The organism is Chryseobacterium endalhagicum, from assembly GCF_016745235.1.
GTDB classification, from domain to species: domain Bacteria; phylum Bacteroidota; class Bacteroidia; order Flavobacteriales; family Weeksellaceae; genus Chryseobacterium; species Chryseobacterium endalhagicum.
In genome coordinates this window covers 254368-271349 of record NZ_JAELVM010000002.1, presented here as the reverse complement: position 1 = coordinate 271349, position 16982 = coordinate 254368, and the positions used below count along the sequence as shown (strand labels likewise).

The 16982-nt window shown below is 39.4% G+C and carries 15 protein-coding genes; 5 read left to right on the top strand and 10 right to left on the bottom strand.

The features are described from left to right. The first annotated feature begins 13 nt into the window (after positions 1–13). The 4 genes from JET18_RS11495 (at position 14) to JET18_RS11480 (ending at position 2880) form a co-directional block, all read left to right on the top strand. A complete protein-coding gene (locus JET18_RS11495) occupies positions 14–736 on the top strand; it encodes a hypothetical protein (RefSeq protein ID WP_202091195.1) in 723 nt (240 codons plus the stop codon). Between the two features lie 72 nt (positions 737–808). Continuing rightward, positions 809–1546 carry a beta-carotene 15,15'-monooxygenase gene (locus JET18_RS11490; RefSeq protein WP_202091193.1) on the top strand — a complete coding sequence of 246 codons (738 nt, stop codon included), beginning with the start codon at positions 809–811 and terminating at the stop codon, positions 1544–1546. A 15-nt stretch (positions 1547–1561) separates the two neighbouring features. Then, positions 1562–2650, top strand: a complete 1089-nt coding sequence (locus JET18_RS11485) for an AI-2E family transporter (RefSeq protein WP_202091191.1) — start codon at positions 1562–1564, stop codon at positions 2648–2650. Between the two features lie 2 nt (positions 2651–2652). Further along, positions 2653–2880, top strand: a complete 228-nt coding sequence (locus tag JET18_RS11480; protein WP_202091189.1) for a DUF3820 family protein — start codon at positions 2653–2655, stop codon at positions 2878–2880. 71 nt (positions 2881–2951) lie between these two features. On the opposite strand, the gene uvrB is transcribed toward JET18_RS11480, so the two are convergent. The 3 genes from uvrB to JET18_RS11465 all read right to left on the bottom strand — a co-directional run bounded on the left by uvrB (position 2952) and on the right by JET18_RS11465 (position 7221). Beyond that, positions 2952–4943 (bottom strand): excinuclease ABC subunit UvrB, encoded by a 1992-nt coding sequence (gene uvrB / locus JET18_RS11475; RefSeq protein WP_202091186.1) that lies wholly within the window; start codon positions 4941–4943, stop codon positions 2952–2954. 146 nt (positions 4944–5089) lie between these two features. After that, positions 5090–6847, bottom strand: a complete 1758-nt coding sequence (locus JET18_RS11470; protein WP_202091184.1) for a M56 family metallopeptidase — start codon at positions 6845–6847, stop codon at positions 5090–5092. A gap of 2 nt (positions 6848–6849) precedes the next feature. Beyond that, the gene (locus tag JET18_RS11465; RefSeq protein ID WP_202091182.1) at positions 6850–7221 is read right to left on the bottom strand and encodes a BlaI/MecI/CopY family transcriptional regulator; all 372 of its coding nucleotides are present in this window, start codon (positions 7219–7221) and stop codon (positions 6850–6852) included. A gap of 107 nt (positions 7222–7328) precedes the next feature. Here JET18_RS11465 and JET18_RS11460 point away from each other — a divergent pair, with 107 nt between their 5' ends. Continuing rightward, positions 7329–8546, top strand: coding sequence for a PQQ-dependent sugar dehydrogenase (locus tag JET18_RS11460; RefSeq protein ID WP_202091180.1), 1218 nt, complete (start codon positions 7329–7331; stop codon positions 8544–8546). A 59-nt stretch (positions 8547–8605) separates the two neighbouring features. On the opposite strand, the gene JET18_RS11455 is transcribed toward JET18_RS11460, so the two are convergent. From JET18_RS11455 to JET18_RS11425, 7 genes are all read right to left on the bottom strand, one after another. Further along, a complete protein-coding gene (locus JET18_RS11455; RefSeq protein ID WP_202091178.1) occupies positions 8606–11038 on the bottom strand; it encodes a TonB-dependent receptor plug domain-containing protein in 2433 nt (810 codons plus the stop codon). 162 nt (positions 11039–11200) lie between these two features. Next, the gene (locus tag JET18_RS11450) at positions 11201–12358 is read right to left on the bottom strand and encodes a pyridoxal phosphate-dependent aminotransferase (protein WP_202091176.1); all 1158 of its coding nucleotides are present in this window, start codon (positions 12356–12358) and stop codon (positions 11201–11203) included. A gap of 3 nt (positions 12359–12361) precedes the next feature. After that, complete coding sequence (locus JET18_RS11445; protein ID WP_202091174.1) at positions 12362–13447, bottom strand: FAD-dependent oxidoreductase; 1086 nt, start codon at positions 13445–13447, stop codon at positions 12362–12364. Between the two features lie 24 nt (positions 13448–13471). Then, positions 13472–14395, bottom strand: coding sequence for a DsbA family protein (locus tag JET18_RS11440; RefSeq protein WP_202091172.1), 924 nt, complete (start codon positions 14393–14395; stop codon positions 13472–13474). A gap of 148 nt (positions 14396–14543) precedes the next feature. Beyond that, positions 14544–15161 (bottom strand): DUF502 domain-containing protein, encoded by a 618-nt coding sequence (locus JET18_RS11435; RefSeq protein ID WP_048505345.1) that lies wholly within the window; start codon positions 15159–15161, stop codon positions 14544–14546. 24 nt (positions 15162–15185) lie between these two features. Beyond that, complete coding sequence (gene miaE, locus JET18_RS11430; RefSeq protein ID WP_202091170.1) at positions 15186–15764, bottom strand: tRNA-(ms[2]io[6]A)-hydroxylase; 579 nt, start codon at positions 15762–15764, stop codon at positions 15186–15188. Between the two features lie 73 nt (positions 15765–15837). After that, the gene (locus JET18_RS11425) at positions 15838–16929 is read right to left on the bottom strand and encodes an acyltransferase family protein (protein WP_202091168.1); all 1092 of its coding nucleotides are present in this window, start codon (positions 16927–16929) and stop codon (positions 15838–15840) included. Positions 16930–16982: the final 53 nt, after the last annotated feature.

Here is a 16982-nt window from a genome sequence, read left to right as displayed (position 1 = left end):
GAAATATTTTTAGATGCAGAACAGATATCCTCAGAAACCGGGAATAGATTTTATATTGAAGCAGGCTTTTTTCTATTGGAACAAGACGTTGATTTTTCAGTTAATGTTTTCCATTATCTTTTTTGCCATCTTTTTCACCTCCATGTTTTTCTTTGCAGCCAGATTTGGATTGTGGGAGCAGAATCAGGAGCTTGCGGAAGCTTTACAGCAGGGAACTACCGTATATCTGGAAAAATTAAAAGCATTGGCCGCTACTGAAAATTATCAGATGTTCAGCTATGCCATTTTAGCGACCGGTATTTTTCTTTATCCATTAAATTTAGGACTGTTTCAGATCTTCAGAAAAATAGATCTTAATGAGAAAATTGAATTGGGAGATATGTTTGTGGGGTATAACGGGCTTAATTTTTTTAAATATCTGGGCTACTATATCTTCTGGATTATGGTTTACAGATTAACGATGCCTACCCTATTTCTTGCCGTACTCTGGGTGTGTATTACGGTGTTTGTTGCTCCCCTCATGTTTTTTACCGACAAGAGAATTTTTGAGGCTATTTCTTTGAATATACAGGCCTTAAGGAAATATTTTATTGAAATCCTGGTTTGTGTTATCGTGGCTGTAATCTTTAAATATGCAGGTTTTGCCCTGTTGTTTATAGGCGGTCTTTTTACATTTCCCTTTTGGAATGCCATGATTTACTCTTTATACAAAACCATTTTCTCAGAGAAAAGTTAAATTTTAAATAGGTTTAATATGTTTTTTCTGCCAAAAAAAGTTAAATTTGGTGAAATCATTAAATATTAAACTATGTCAGAATTTAACGAATTTGACCAGCAGGGGTCCGTTCCAAACAGAGATACCGGATCTATCATTTCGCATTCCTTTGAAATGTTTAAAGGAGTTTTCCTTTACGGGATTGTTGCAATGATCATTTATCTTATAGGCGGCTTCATCATCCAGTCTGTGAGTGGCTTTAATTCTATGTCTATGATGGAAGAGATGCAGGACCTGGAAGGAGATTATTCAAGCTTCAGCTACTGGAATATGCCAGGCTTTTCTCTGTATCTTACATTATCAGGTCTTTTGAGCCTCCTGCTTGCTCCGTTGTACGTAGGATTGATCTATATTGTCAACAAATACAACACGAAAAGCCAGATTGATTTTGCTGATCTGTTCATTGGATACAAGCAGAATTTTGTGAATATCTTGATTTACAGTATTCTTTCGGGGCTTATTTCTACGGTTGCTATGTCATTGTGTTTCTTCCCGATTATTTTTGTGTATCCATTACTTCTGTTAGGTTACCCAATTCTTTTATTTGAAAATGCATCGGCTACTGAGGCTTTAGGAAAGTCGTTCAATATTGCCAAAGAAAATTATGGAACATTTCTTGGAGTAACTGTTTTAGGAGGATTGATTTCTTTTGCAGGAATCATTCTGTGCGGTATTGGTATCATCGTAACGGCACCCTTCATAATGGTGGTTATGTACTCTACGTATTGTGCATTTTTAGGAAAGCCAAGACAGATCGGATTTAAAAATTAATATAAAAACAGATCAATGAATAAAGATAAACAGATCAGTAATGTTGCAATAAAACAGGTGGCTCTGATCGCCATCATTCTCGTGCTTACCGGATTGATCTGCTTTAATCTTTCCCTGTTTATACCCTCCGTGTTAGGGGCAATAACCATTTATGTGGTGTGCAGAAGGTATAATTTTTATCTGCAGGAAGAAAAGAAGTGGAAACCGTGGCTGGCCGCGCTGGTGTTAATGCTCGCGAGTCTTGTCATACTTATTCTTCCGGTCTATTTTATTGTAGACCTTCTGATTGACAAGCTTGGAAATGCCCAGGTTTATATGACTAAATTCAATGTATTTCTGGATAAGATACACTCATATATCTACTCGAAAACCAGTTTTGATATTCTGAGCAAGGAGAATATGGATAAAGTGAAAAACTCTGCCGGAAGATTTTCTACTTCTGCGCTGAGCGGGACTTTCAATACACTTACTGTGATCATGTCCATGTATTTTATCCTGTATTTTATGCTGGAAAGACCCAGACTGTTTGAGAAAGTGCTCAGTTCTTCCGCACCTTTGAAGAGAGCCAATATTTCCTTGATCGGCGATAAGCTGAGAAAATTAATCATGGCCAACGCTATTGGGATTCCGGTAGTGGCTATAGGACAGGGTGTTGTGGCACTGGTAGGGTATTTTATTTTTGGAGCCCCAAGTCCGGTGCTTCTTTTTGCCTTGACCGCTGCTGCTTCAATGATTCCTGTGGTAGGAGCAGCCATTGTTTATATTCCGGTATGTGTCTTTATGATCGCAGAAGGGAATACAGGGCAGGGGCTTGGACTTGCCGCTTACTGTCTTGTAGTGGTAGGACTTACCGATAACCTTCTCCGGTTTACTCTCCTGAAAAGGCTGGAAAATATTCACCCGCTGAACACCGTATTCGGAATTATCATGGGGATGAATCTATTTGGCTTTATGGGGCTTATTTTCGGACCGATTCTGATCTCGTTTACCGTTCTTCTGATTCAGGTTTACAGAAATGAATTCTCGGATGAAGATACGCCACCCGACCTTGAACTTCCCGGGAAAGATAAGGGAGATGATGGTAAAATCAATTTAATTGTATAAAGGTGGAAGGAGTCAATTCAGAAATATTAAAAGAAATATGCGTCGTGAAGATGCCTTTTGGAAAATACGAAGGAACAGTACTTGCCGATCTTCCGGTAAGCTACCTTGAATGGTTCAACAGAAAAGGAATGCCCAAAGGAAAATTAGGAATGCAGCTGGCAACGGTTTATGAAATTAAACTGAATGGGCTGATGGAACTTCTGATACCGATCAGGGCTTCTTTAAGATAACAGATTTTTAAATGAAAATAGTATAATTTCGGGCGGCATCGAAGATGCCGCCCGAAATATATTCTGCCCAATTATTCTTTCAAAGCCGCAATCTCATCCCTCAGCTTCGCCGCTTTTATGAAATCAAGATTTTTGGCCGCGGCTTCCATTTCTTTCTGCTTTTGCACAATCATTTTTTCAATGTCTTCACCGCCGTAGCTGGCTTTTGTTTCGGCAGCTTTCTGAAGAATCTCTTTCTGCGTATATTTCGGATCCGGGAAGTCTTTGCTTCTTCCGACCAGATTTTCTGATATTTTTTTATTTAAAGCTGTTGGAACAAGTCCGTTCGCTTCATTATGCTGTATCTGTTTGTTTCGGCGGTATTCCGTCTCATCAAGGGCTGCCTGCATAGATTTTGTGATCTTATCGGCATACATGATGGCTTTTCCGTTTACATTCCTCGCGGCACGTCCCACCGTTTGTATCATGGATCTTCTGCTTCTGAGCATTCCTTCCTTATCGGCATCCAGAATGGCTACCAGGGAAACTTCAGGAAGGTCAAGTCCTTCTCTTAATAAATTCACTCCGATCAATACATCGAAAAGGCCTAAACGAAGATCCTGCATGATCTGAATACGTTCCAGGGTTTCCACATCCGAGTGAATATAACGGGTCCTGATTCCGAATTTCATAAAATATTTGGTCAGTTCCTCAGCCATTTTTTTAGTTAAGGTCGTTACCAGAACTCTTTCATCAGCATCAGCTCTTTTCTGGATTTCTTCCATTAAATCATCAATCTGATTTAAACTTGGCCTTACCTCAATCACAGGGTCCAGAAGGCCTGTAGGACGGATAATCTGTTCAATATATGCCCCTCCGGTTTTCTCAAGCTCGTAATCGGCGGGAGTTGCGGAAACATAGATCACCTGATTTTGCATGGTCTCAAATTCTTCAAACTTAAGAGGTCTGTTATCCATCGCGGCCGGAAGTCTGAAACCGTATTCCACCAGTGATTCTTTTCTGCTTCGGTCACCACCGTACATGGCGTGAACCTGGGGAACCGTAACGTGGCTTTCATCAATGACCATTAAAAAGTCTTTAGGGAAATAATCGATCAGGCAGAAAGGTCTTGATCCCGGAAGTCTTCCATCCAGATATCTCGAATAGTTCTCAATGCCGGAACAGTAACCTAGTTCTTTGATCATTTCAAGGTCGAGCTCCGTTCTTTCCTGTAATCTTTTGGCTTCAAGCGGTTTTTCAATGGAATTAAAGAAATCTACCTGCTTCACCATATCATCCTGAATACTTCTGATTGCTCCGTTTAACGTTTCTTTTGAGGTCACGAAAAGATTCGCGGGATAAATCTGAATCTGGTCAAAATTGGCTTCCACATTTCCGCTTACCGGATCAAAACTCTGGATTTTTTCAATCTCATCTCCGAAAAACTGAATCCGGACCGCATTGTCAGCATAAGCAGGAAAAACATCAATAACATCTCCTTTTACACGGAATGTTCCTCTTTGGAAGTCTCCCAGTGTTCTGGCGTACAATGCATTAACTAATGAATGCAAAAGCGCAGTTCTGGTCACTTTCTCTCCAATAGCTAAAGTGATAAGTGACTTATGAAATTCTGAAGGGTTTCCAATACCATAAATACAGGAAACAGAAGCTACAATCAGCACATCCCTTCTTCCGGAAAGCAGGCTGGCAGTGGCCGAAAGACGAAGTTTTTCCACTTCTTCATTGATGCTAAGATCCTTTTCAATATAAGTTCCGGTAGTTGCAATATAAGCTTCCGGCTGGTAGTAGTCATAGTAGCTGACAAAATATTCAACCGCGTTATCGGGAAAAAATTCTTTAAACTCCATGAAGAGCTGTGCAGCCAGTGTCTTATTGTGAGCCAGGACCAGGGTAGGTTTCTGAACATTCTGTACAACGTTCGCTACCGTAAAGGTTTTCCCGGAACCGGTCACACCCAGAAGTGTCTGGTATTTTTCGCCGATCTCGATGCCTTCGGTAAGTTTTTCGATCGCCTGTGGCTGGTCGCCTGTGGGTTTATATTCTGAATGAAGATTAAAGTTCATAGGAAATGATGTATACAACAAAAATACGAAAGAAATTTTTAGCCTTCATAAAGTATTTGAAGATGAATGTTTTGATAGTAAAATTTTCATCAGCTTCAAGTATGTAAATTAAAAAGCGCTAGTTATCTAGCGCTTTTCATTCAATCCTATTGGAAAGTCATTGTAGCAGGGACTTTATAGACGACTCCCACTATTTTTCCATCTTGGGTTACAGGCTTCCAGGTCGTTTCGTTGCTTATCATCCTGACTGTCCTGATGAGCTCGTTGTTAAAAGCTTCATTATTGCCCGAAGCTGTTACCTTTGTTGTTTTTCCTACCTCGTCAATGTATATATATGCGATTGAGCTGAGGGTCCCATCTTTGGAACTGAATAAACTGGTGTCCATAGTCTGGGCTATTTTTTTTCTTAAGGCTGCAGCTCCTCCGGGATATTCTGCCGCAGTAAAATGTTGATCAGTATTGTTATCTGTGTTTTTACCTTCGCTGCTTGCTGTTTTCTTTGGAGGGATTGTATCTGAAACTGTTTTTATGACCTCCTTCTTGAATCCCATGGCGGTTTGTGGCTGTTCCTCCTTTGTTTTTTCGAAATAATGATGGGTCATTAAGCTCACCTGATAGGGCTGCGGATTTTTTGCCGTTCTGGCATTCTGGCCAACCTTACTGATGAAAACCTGTGAGAAATCAGATGTTTTATAGTTTTTTAAGCTGTTGTTTTCGATCTTTTTGGAATCAATCCATACCGCATAATTATTTTTGTTTAAAAATGATTGTAATTCATTTTCAGTAGGAATTCTCTTTTGCAATCCCGGAGTATTGAAAAAGGTGATTTTCTGTTCACTTTTCTGGACATCGGTTAGCTGCGGGTACAGTTCTTCCAGTCTTTTTTTATCGCTTTCAGATACTTTTTTGGAGAATTCTGCATACTTTCCACTGTTTAAAAGATCAGCATATCTACTTAAAATTTCTTTGAATTCCTGATATGGATCTTGTGCAGATAAAACAGCTGTATTTTTTCCGGTCACTTTTTGAATATCATCAGTGACGGGTTGATTCACGGTATACGTTCTTTCTGCAAATAATGCCGTTGCAGCGATAAGAGAAGTAATTCCGACTGCTTTTTTCAGGAAACTGAACTTAGATTTTTTTGCGGTCATCATAATAAATCGTTTTTTGGTGTTGTTAAAATTAAATGAATGGGTCAGCGTTGGATTCTGACTGCTTATAATCTCTTCAAGAATCAGATTCTGATAGTCTTTTATATTGTAACTGCTCATCAGAACGGCTTCATCAGCCAGATATTCATGATTGGTGATCACCGCCTTTTTATAAAAGAAAAGAACCGGATTAAACCATGTGAAAATCTTTAAGATGTCCATGATGATAAGATCAATACTGTGTTTTTGGTCTATGTGGCTTTTTTCGTGAAGGAATATTCTCGGGTCAATTACCTGATGCTGAATATAATTTTCCCCTAAATAAATTGTATTCCAGAAACTGAAAGGAGCAAGATTCTCATGGGTTACCACCACATTGTGATTCCGGTAGATCCGCTTTTCTCCCTGTATTTTTTTCAAAGCTCTGAAAGATAGAATAAACCGTATCAGAAAGAAAATTGTAATGCCTGCATAAATCATCCATACTATATTCATCCAGTCAAAACTTTCCTGAGCAGGTTGTGTGAGGATGATCTGCTGTGCGGTGTCTTCAATGATAATCTGCGGACTGTTTTCGACTTTTGGAGACTCTGTTGTAATCGTGATAAACGGAATTATATAAGAAAGCACAAGAGAAAATAATAAGTAAAACCTGTTAAACCGATACATTTTCTCTTTCTCCAGGAACAGATAATAAACCGCAATGAATACTGAAGAGCACAGAATTATTTTTAAAACAATGGGCAGCATTTTTATTCTTTTATCTGTTGATCAATAATGTCGCGGAGTTCTTTCAGCTGCTTTTGACTGAATTTGGTATTAGACGTAAAAAACGATGCAAACTGAGTCACGGAGCTGTTAAAAAAACGGTCAATCATAGAGGTCATTTCCTCATTGAAATATTCCCCTTTTTCTACTTTCGGGTAGTATTCGCGGGAATTTCCATACAGTGTATAGCCTACCAGATCTTTGTTCTGCATTCTTTTCAGAAGTGTGGCTACAGTAGTTGCGGCTGGTTTCGGTTCCGGATAGGCCTCAAGAATATCCTTCATGAAAATACGTTTCTTCTCCCAAAGGATTTCCATAAGCCGCTTTTCAGAATCAGTTAATTTTATATCTTTCATTCTACAATGTTGTAATTTATTCTACAAATGTAGAATAAAATTCTATTCCTGCAAATTTTTATGGCATTATTTTTCTATTTATCTTTTAATCACTAAATTATAGCAGTATGAAATTCAATCATCTTTTTATTCCTGGGCTCAGTGTTTTTTTACTTTTATCATCATGTAATAAAAACAATGCAAATGCCCAGCAGACAGGAACCGACGGCAGTGTAGAAACTGATAAGGCTAATACCAACTATAAGCCTGCTTTTAAAGGGCAGACCAGGATTAAAGCGGTAAAAACGGCAACCGCATATAATGTGGAAATCCTCAACAAAGACCTCGGCAGACCCTGGGGAATTATCAACCTTCCCGACGGGAAATTTCTTATTACCGATAAAAACGGTCATATGAATGTAGTTTCCTCCGATGGAAAACAGGTTTCCAAAATTGAAGGTTTCCCGAAAGTAGATGCAAAAGGGCAGGGCGGAATGCTGGATGTAGCCCTTGATCCGGATTTTAAATCCAATAATATAATCTATTTCAGCTTTTCAGAACCTTTTGGAGAAGGTAATCTTACCTCTGTAGCAAAAGGAAAACTTTCAGGTGATCTGAAAAATATCACAGATGTTAAGGTTATTTTCCGTGCAGAACCTTCTTATGATGGCGATAAGCACTATGGAAGCAGGCTGGAATTTGACAAAGACGGGAATCTGTTTGTAAGTACAGGAGAAAGATCTGATAAAGAAACCAGAGTCTATGCTCAGAAAACGGACAATTATTTAGGGAAGATTCTGAAAATTACGAAAGACGGAAAGCCTGCCCCCGGAAACCCATTCATCGGGAAACAGGGTTATAAGCCTGAAATTTATGCCTATGGGGTAAGAAATCCTCAGGGAATGGCGATTGATCCGAACGGAACGCTTTGGGATGTTGAAATGGGCCCAAGAGGAGGCGATGAAATTAATTTAATTCAGCCCGGAAAAAATTACGGCTGGGGAGATGTGACCTACGGAATTGAATATTCAGGGGCAAAAGTAGGAAACGGAATCACTCAAAAAGAAGGCACCGAACAGCCCGTTTATTATTGGGATCCGGTAATTTCACCAAGCGGAGTAACATTCTACACGGGAAATATTGAGGAATGGAAAGGAAATCTTATGATTGGATGTCTCAGCGGTGAACATATCAACCGTGTGGTTATGAAGGATAATAAAGTAGTAGGAGAAGAACGTCTTCTGGCCGATCAGAAAGAAAGGTTCAGAGATGTTCTGAATGGAATGGATGGTAATCTGTATGCGGTAACAGACAGCGGAAAACTCTACAAAATCTCAAAGAAATAAAAAGAAGAGCTATAAGCAAATTGGCGGTTTGCGAATTTGCTTATAAAGCTCTTTTTATATTAAAACTTAAAGTTTAGTCTGGCGAAAGCCTGTCTTCCGGCAAATCCCATCTGTACAGGATCGAAGATGCCTCCGGATTCTGTATTTCCATCTACATGCGCAGTCTGTAGAGTTGGGTAACGGTTGAATAAGTTCTTACTTCCGATTGTAAGGTTGAAATTTTTGGAGAACTCATAACCGAAAGAAATGTCAGTAGTTACTTTTGCGCCATAAAGCTGGTAATCATCAGCACCGCTGTAACCAATCAGTTTCACTTTGTCAAATCTTACAAGCTGAACGTTTGCATTAAACTTATCAATTTTATAATTTAAGTTCAGATTGATCTTTGTTTTGGGAGCGGAAGCCAGGATAAAGGCACGTTCTCTAGGGCTTAGATAGGTATCCTCTTTTCCCTGTAGCTTTTCGGTAGTGTTTACTTTCGTGATCTCCATTTCATTGTAATTTCCGGCTAGTGTTGCAGAAAGTTTTCCATTGCCAATATTTTCTGTGTAGCTGATAATAACATCAACACCTTTTGTTCTGGTATCAATGGCATTCGTGAAAAACTGTGCCTGATCAATATGGTTTTCGGCCAGAATATTTCCGATGGCATCATCATCCTGCGAGAAATTTCCCGTCAGTACAATTCTGTCTTTTACCTTGATGTAATATCCATCAACGGTTGCTGTAAACTTTCCTGAGTTGAAAGTAAAACCGGCACTTCCGTTCAGAGAGGTTTCCTGTTTTAGCTGCGGAATTCCTACCGTTTTTGCAAGATCACTGTCATTGGAAGCAAGCTGGATGGTTACAAGCTGCCCGCTCTGGAAATTCGTGAACTGAAGGCTGTAGTATTTCTGTGCCAGTGAAGGCGCTCTGAACCCTGTAGAAACAGATCCTCTGAAGGCAAACTTAGGCGTAATCGCATACCTTGTGGCAAATTTACCATTCAAAGTACTCCCGAAATCACTGTAATTTTCAAACCTTCCGGCCACACTGATCATCCAATTCTTGGTAATGTCAAGTTCGGTGTCTATATATGCGGCAAAATTATTACGGTTCTTGTTAACTTCCTGTGAATAACCTGGAAATCCCTGTGAGCCCCCCGGTCTGCTGTCTCCGGAAAGCGGATTGGTAACCAGTAAGCTTTGAGGAGTGCTGGCTGTTACAATATTTCCATTGATGTCATACATTGCGTATGATGCTTCTTCTCCTTTGATGATTTCAAATTGCTCATATCTGAATTCAGATCCGAATGCAATGTTTAAACCGTTAAGAACTCCAAATTGTTTTGAGGCATTAAAACCTGTCGTATTCTGCAAAAGAGAATGACCTCCGGCATTAAAACTGGTCGGTGATTTTACTCCCAAAGTCGCATTAATTGTATTGTCTATCTGGTAGGTAAATCTATTGCTTCCGAATGCATTGGAAAAATCAACATCCCAGCCGGCCACTTTAAACTTCAGGCCATTGTCAAAGGTGAAATCCGTGATACTAGTGTTTTGAAGAGGATTAAAACCGTTCGGATAAACTTCAGGAATATTTCCGTCAGCATCTGCAGATCTTGTCCAGGCATAAGCATTTGTTTTACGGTGGGAAAAGCCTTGTCGAGAATAGAATTTTAAGCCATCTGATAACGGCAGTTCCACATTTCCGAAGAAATAAATATTCTGAGATTTGGCATCCCCAAACTTCTCTCTCGGCGTGGAATATTTCTCAGGATTGGCATTACGGATGGTTCTGTCCTTATTGACAAACTCTACGGTGAAGTTACCGAAGCCGCCTTTATTGCCTATTTTCGTTCCTAAATTTCCACTGAAATCGAAAGTGGTACCATCTATTTTGCGTTCAGAAACCACATCTTTATCTCCCGGGCTTTTAAAAACATTCATTCCATAGAAGGCATTGCCTTCAAAACCCTGGTTGCGGTCGTTGAGAATCACGTTGATTACCCCGGCTATAGCATCAGAACCATACTGGGCAGAAGCTCCGTCACGCAGCACCTCAATTCTTTTGATGGCCCCGATCGGGATGGTATTCATATCCGAGCCCGTATTTCCTCTTCCTTTGGTTCCGAAAAGGTTGATCAGAGATGACTGATGGTATCTCTTTCCATTGAGAAGGAGAAGAGTCTGGTCGGGACCAAGACCGCGAAGTGTGGCAGGATCTACTGCATCCGCTCCGTCTGATCCCGATTGTTTGTTGGAATTAAATGAAGGCGCACTGAACTGAAGAAGCTGATTCACCTCTATCTGACCTGTAGACTGGCTGACCTGTTTAATGTCAATAACATCCACAGGAACAGGCGTGTTGGTCACGGTTCTTTTTTTATTCCGGCTTCCGGTAACAGATACTTCTTCTATTTTTGACTCTTTGGCGATGGTATCATTGGTGTTTTGTGAGTAAAACATAGATACGGTTCCCAAAAAAAGAATACTTGTGTATTTCAATTTCATATTTCCTATTTGATTTGGTGATTGATTCAAAAATATTGAATTTTATCCTCAAATCAATGTGGAAATAAGCTATTGTGAACAAAATATTTAAATTAACTTTATTTTTTGTTAATTATAGTAAAATATTAACTGTTTTGGTTTTAATTGTGAAAATTATCAACCTTAAAAACTTCCGATTACCCGGTTCAATCCTTCTTCCAGAATTTCTCTTGAAGTGGAAAAACAAATTCTGATATGACCTTCAGCACCTTTCCCGAACCATCTTTCAGAACCCGGAACAACGGCTACCTTTCCTTCCTTTAAAACGTGCTGTGCAAAGGCATCACTTGAATATCCGTTCTCAATTTTAGGGAAAATTACAAAAGTGGCCTCAGGTAAATTAGGCGTCAGAATACCGGAGTTGCTCAGCATAGTATGGGCAAGATCCCTGTTGTGCTGCAGATGCGTAAGGAAGTCATTAAACCAAGGCTTAGCCTTTTCAATAGCCACACTGGCCGCAATCTGAGATAGCGTGGAAACACCTTCAATGGTAGAATTGAACTGTGATTTTTCCGTAAAATCATCCAAAAGTTCCTGATCATTACATAAAACTGCTCCAATTCTTAATCCGGCAATTCCGTATGACTTTGAAAATCCAAAAACGGTAAAGCTTTTTTTCTTTGCAGCTTCGGAAACTGAAGAATACGTATTAAATTCCTTGTTGTCATACACAATATCACTCCAGATCTCATCACTCATTACCCAAAGATCATGAGCTTCGGCAATTTCTGAAATCCTGATTAAAACCTCCTTTGAGTAAATTCTTCCTACCGGGTTGTGAGGATTACAGATGCTGATAAGTTTTGTTTTGGGTGTAATCAGAGAAGTAAGCATCTCAAAATCAATTTCTCCTGTTTTGGAATCAACAGCGCACAATCTGATGGTTCCACCGGCTGCGTCTACAGTTTTTTTGAATAAGAAATCTACCGGGTCAAAAATAATGGCTTCATCTCCGGGGCCAAGAACGTATTTCGCAATCAGGAACATTCCCATCGCCGCACTGTTTACGGCTAAAACATTGTCAGGCGTGAAACTTCCTTTCTTTTCTGTATTGAAATGTTTGGCCACGCTTGCTTTAAATTCAGGAATTCCGGAAAAAGGTCCGTAGCTGAGGTATCCGTCTTTGATGTATTCAATGATTCCGTTCTCGATTTCATGGGACATTCTGAAATCCGGATCTGCCGCGGTTAATGGAATGATCCCGTTCTCAAGGGTTGCCCATCTTCCGTTGTAGGCTTTTCTTTTCAGGGCTTCGAAATTGATATCTTTATTTGTAAACATTTTTTATTTGTATGAAATGGGTAAGGTATTTTTTTGCTGGTCGCACAATGGCAGCAGGAACTGGTTCAGTAATGCTCTTCCGTTGCTGATGTGGATCTCTATTTCGGCTTTTCGTACTTCCTCGTAGGTTTTGAAGGTTTCCGGCAGACTGTTTCCTTCCAGTAAAAGATTCGTTAAAACGTAAGAATCCTTCAGGGCAGAAGTCACACCCTGGCTGGTAAACGGAATCAGTGGATGGGCTGCATCGCCTATAAACACTACATTTTCATGATAGAAAGGGTTAAGCTTTTCCAGTTCGTACACTCTCCATATGTGAGCATTTTCATAGCTGGAATCATTGATGATAGAAGATACCAGAGGGTTCCAGTCCCCAAAATTATCAACGATGAACTGTCTGATGCAATCCGGCGTATAATCTTCATTGATGAAGAATTTGGTGATATCAAACTGGCAGTACCAGAGAACTTTTGTAGAAGAAAGCTTCAGAACTCCAAACGTAAGACCACCGTTTTCATGGTGGAATTTAAGGAAATTATTTTCAAGCTTACCTGCAATTTCTTCATTTTCAATAATGTTGACCACTTCGTTTTCTAAAACGGCTTTCATTTTTTCATCCTCGAAGATCTTTCTTCTGATCCTGCTTCTTGAACCGTCTGAAGCCACAATGATATCGGCTTCCAAAGCTGCACCGTCATTAATCGTGATATCCGCCTTTCCTTCGGAGAAACCGTTCAGAGTGACTGTCGTTTCATAAGATATTTTATCAGAAGGAACTCCCTGAGCCAAAATCTCTATCAGGGCACTTCTGGAAACTACAAAAACATCTTCAAGCTCCTTTTCAGAAAGAATTTCACCGCTTTGGTGATAGTGAAGGTATTTTTTTAAAAACTGGCCTTTTTTATACAGATCATCAATATTAATGATGCTGGAAAGAAACTCAATGCCTTCTTTGGGAAGAATAAATCCGTGTCCTTTCAGGTCATTTTGGGTTCTCCTTTCGTAGATATGGTACTCAATATTATTTTTTTCCAAATAATTGGCCATACTCAACCCGGAAACTCCAGCTCCTATGATTGCAACTTTATACATCCTTATTAGTTTTAAATCGTGTTATTAGTTTTTACTGAAAACCCAGAGGTCTCCGTTTTTATACTGCTTACGGGAAATAATTTTTTCGCCGCTGAGCTTTATAAGAGTTTCAAACGCCTTTTCGAAAGAAATATTTGAAAGAACTGCGAATTCCTGAGTGGTTAAAGTAGGATAAACTGCAAAAAGCTGTTCAGGCTCAGTAGAATATTTCTGCTTTTTCGCATCAGGGCTTATTTTTGTTATTCTTCTTTCAAAATCTGCGTAAGGTTTGAAACCATATAGAATATCTAAAATTTCGTCATCTTTGGTGAAAATCAGTGTAGGAAATCCTCTTACCCCAAGCTGTCTTGCAAGATCAAGATCTTTTTTGAACTCAATCTGAGCTTTGGATTCATAATCCTCTTTCCATTGTGCTGCATCTAATCCAGCGAGTTCTGCGGCTTTTTCAAGATGTTCCTGTTTTGTGATGTTTAATTGGTCAAGGAAAACCATTTCACGGGTAATTCTCATATAGTCTACTGCTTTCTTTTTATCCTGCATTTGAGCAGCTTTAAAAGCAATTGACGGAGGATAGGAAGAATTCAGAGGGTCTGTCAGCCAGACTCCGCCTTCAATAGGCATCTGATAATAAGGGCTCACTTCTTCCCAATGGTGGGCAACATCTCCTGGCTTGCTGATCCCGCCGGAATTGTAAATATCCCAGGATGGTAAAAGGCCTCCCATTCTGTAATCCAGTTCCACAGCATCGCCGTATTCCAGTTTCATTTTTCTTAACTGGGCTTCAATTCCCCAGCATGAAGAGCAGATGGGGTCTGTATAATAAATAATGGTGATTTTATCTTTGGTGCTCTGCAGCTGTTCTGCAGATGATTCTGAACCTGGTGTTTCAAGGATTTCGCATACTCCTTTTTCTGGATCGCAGTTTAAAAGTGGATTATTAGTGATCATATTTTTTTGTAATTACTTGAATGATATAGAGTTAAAAAACAGATATGCTGGTGTGTCCAAAACAGATTTTTGGTTAACATAATATTTTAAAAACTAAGAAAACAGGAAAGCAGTTTGATACTGCTGATTTTGAATTAAGCAGGAAAAATTATTCCGGAGCTTTGAAAATATTGTCGTCAGAATGGAATCCTGCAACACCGCCGCTTACTGCAAACTTCATGGCAGAAGCAGCAGTCATGCCTACTACAGGCTTGATGTTTTTTTCTTCCGTCACAATGACCCATCCCGAAATCGCATAGGAGTGAGGTAAGTATACGGCAACGTAATTGTGTTTTTCAACGTCCGACATTTCTTTCTGCGTTAAAAACCCGATTCTCCAGATCTCCGGATTTTCATTGGTTTTTACCCATACAGGATCGTTGAACTTCTTTTTGTCTCCTACAAACGAAGACATCACGTCTTTGGTAGGCGTGTAGATATGCTTTACTCCGGGAGTTTTCTCCAGAAGGCTGTCCATTGTATCAAAAAAGAACCTTCCCACTACGAATTTGTTTCCCAGATAACCCAGAATCGCCGTGATCAGAATCGTTGAAACAAAAACCAGTCCCGGAATTTCTTTTGCAACAGAAGGGATAATATTGTCAATGGCGCTTACGATGTACCATATTACAAAAATGGTAAGCCCGATAGGCCCAATGATAACCAGTCCCTGAAAAAAGTTTTTCAGGAAAAAATTGGCAATATTCTCGAAGGTCGGTTTTTTCAACGTGGATTTTTTACTTTTTTTATTTTAGCCGTGGATGGATTCTTTATTTCCGTAAGATTTAATGATATTGGCTTCGTATTCAAGCCATGCGTCCCAGCGTTTGTTTACTTTTTCAGGATCACCAAGCTGTCTGGCAAATCCTATGAATGTGGTGTAATGATTGGCTTCCGAGATCATAAGCTCTTTGTAGAATGTTTTCAGCTCTTCATCCTTAATATTTTCGGTAAGCACTTTAAATCTTTCGCAGCTTCTGGCTTCGATCATGGCGGCGAAAAGCATTTTATCTACAATTAAGTCTTCACGGCTTCCCTGAATGATAAATTTAGCAAGTTCATTCACGTAATCATCTTTCCGGGCTCTTCCGAAAGTATAACCTCTCTTTTTAATGATCTCATGTACCTGGTTGAAATGATCAAGCTCTTCCTGCGCAATGGCGAGAAGTTCCGTTACGATCTCAGAATATTCGGGAAGCATTGTGATCAGACCGATAGCATTGGTTGCTGCTTTTTGCTCGCACCATGCGTGATCCGTTAAAATTTCTCCAATGTTTTCCTCTGCAATATTCGCCCACCTTGGATCGGTAGGAAGTTTCAACTTAAACATGCTTTGAATTTTTTGTAAAATTAAAATAAATTGCGGTAATAAAGATTATTTTATTCAAAATTGGCTTATAAAGTTATTGATTTGCTGTTTTTTTTCTTAAAAACTCTAAAACGTTCCAACCAAGGCTGTCTACTTTTTTTAGTCCGGCTGCAATGATGAAAGCAAGAATTACATTAATAACATAAATAATGATCATCAGGATCCACCAGGGCATATTTTCCTTTAATGGAACTACAATGAAATACACCAGGGATGAGCTTAAACCCTGGGCAAAATAGAAAAAGATAGCATTCTTTCCGATATGGGTGACGAAATTCTCTTTCGTGATCTTTAATCTGTTGTAAAGAACAAATAAAGTGGTCAGTGAGAACAGGGACCAGATAATATAAGGAATCTTTGGAGGGAACTTATTTTTATTGATCTTATAAAAAATTTCCCCGCCGTAATACCAGAACATCCAGATTAAAGCAGCAGCGACCAGCAGATAAGCGACCGGAATTACCTTTGCAGGAATTGTTTTTCCACGCATCTGATGGGCAACTAAAAATATTGCGAGATAAAAAGCTACATAACCGACCTGTCCGGCTGGATAATATTCCGGAAAAATGTTGAATAATAAGGTTAAGACAAGACAGAGGCCTATAAACCAATTGACATGTTTCGGGAAAAATTTTAAGATTAATACTCCAAAAACAGCCAGGATAAAATAGACTTTCAGATACCAGAAACTTCCCATTACTACAGGAAATGTGTCAGCATTGGTATACTGATGGAGGTACCAGTTTCCGAGATTCTGCCACTGCGGAATATCAGATACACCTGTTGTTGCATATTTTGATCCGAAAGTTGAATAGAAGTTTTGCAGCCATTCCATGGAAAAGAATGTCAATCCGAAGACCTTGAAAAAATAATCCATAAAGAACAGAAACGTTACAAAGATCATGTAGGTGATCTGAAGCTTTAATAATCTGTAGAAGGTTTTTTCAATGTTCGATCCTGAGGTGATTCCGCTTAATGCGTAGAATAAGGCCACATCAAACACGAGAGAAAATACTCTTACTTCTGCAGGAATGTAAAACTGTCCCGACCAGAAAGCGGTATGGATGAATATAATGGAGAGGGTTGCCATTCCTTTAGCAAAGTCAATGTAGAGATCTCTGTTCATGTGTTTAGGATAAGGTTCAAAAGTATATAAACTTTGGGATATTTTCAAATAAA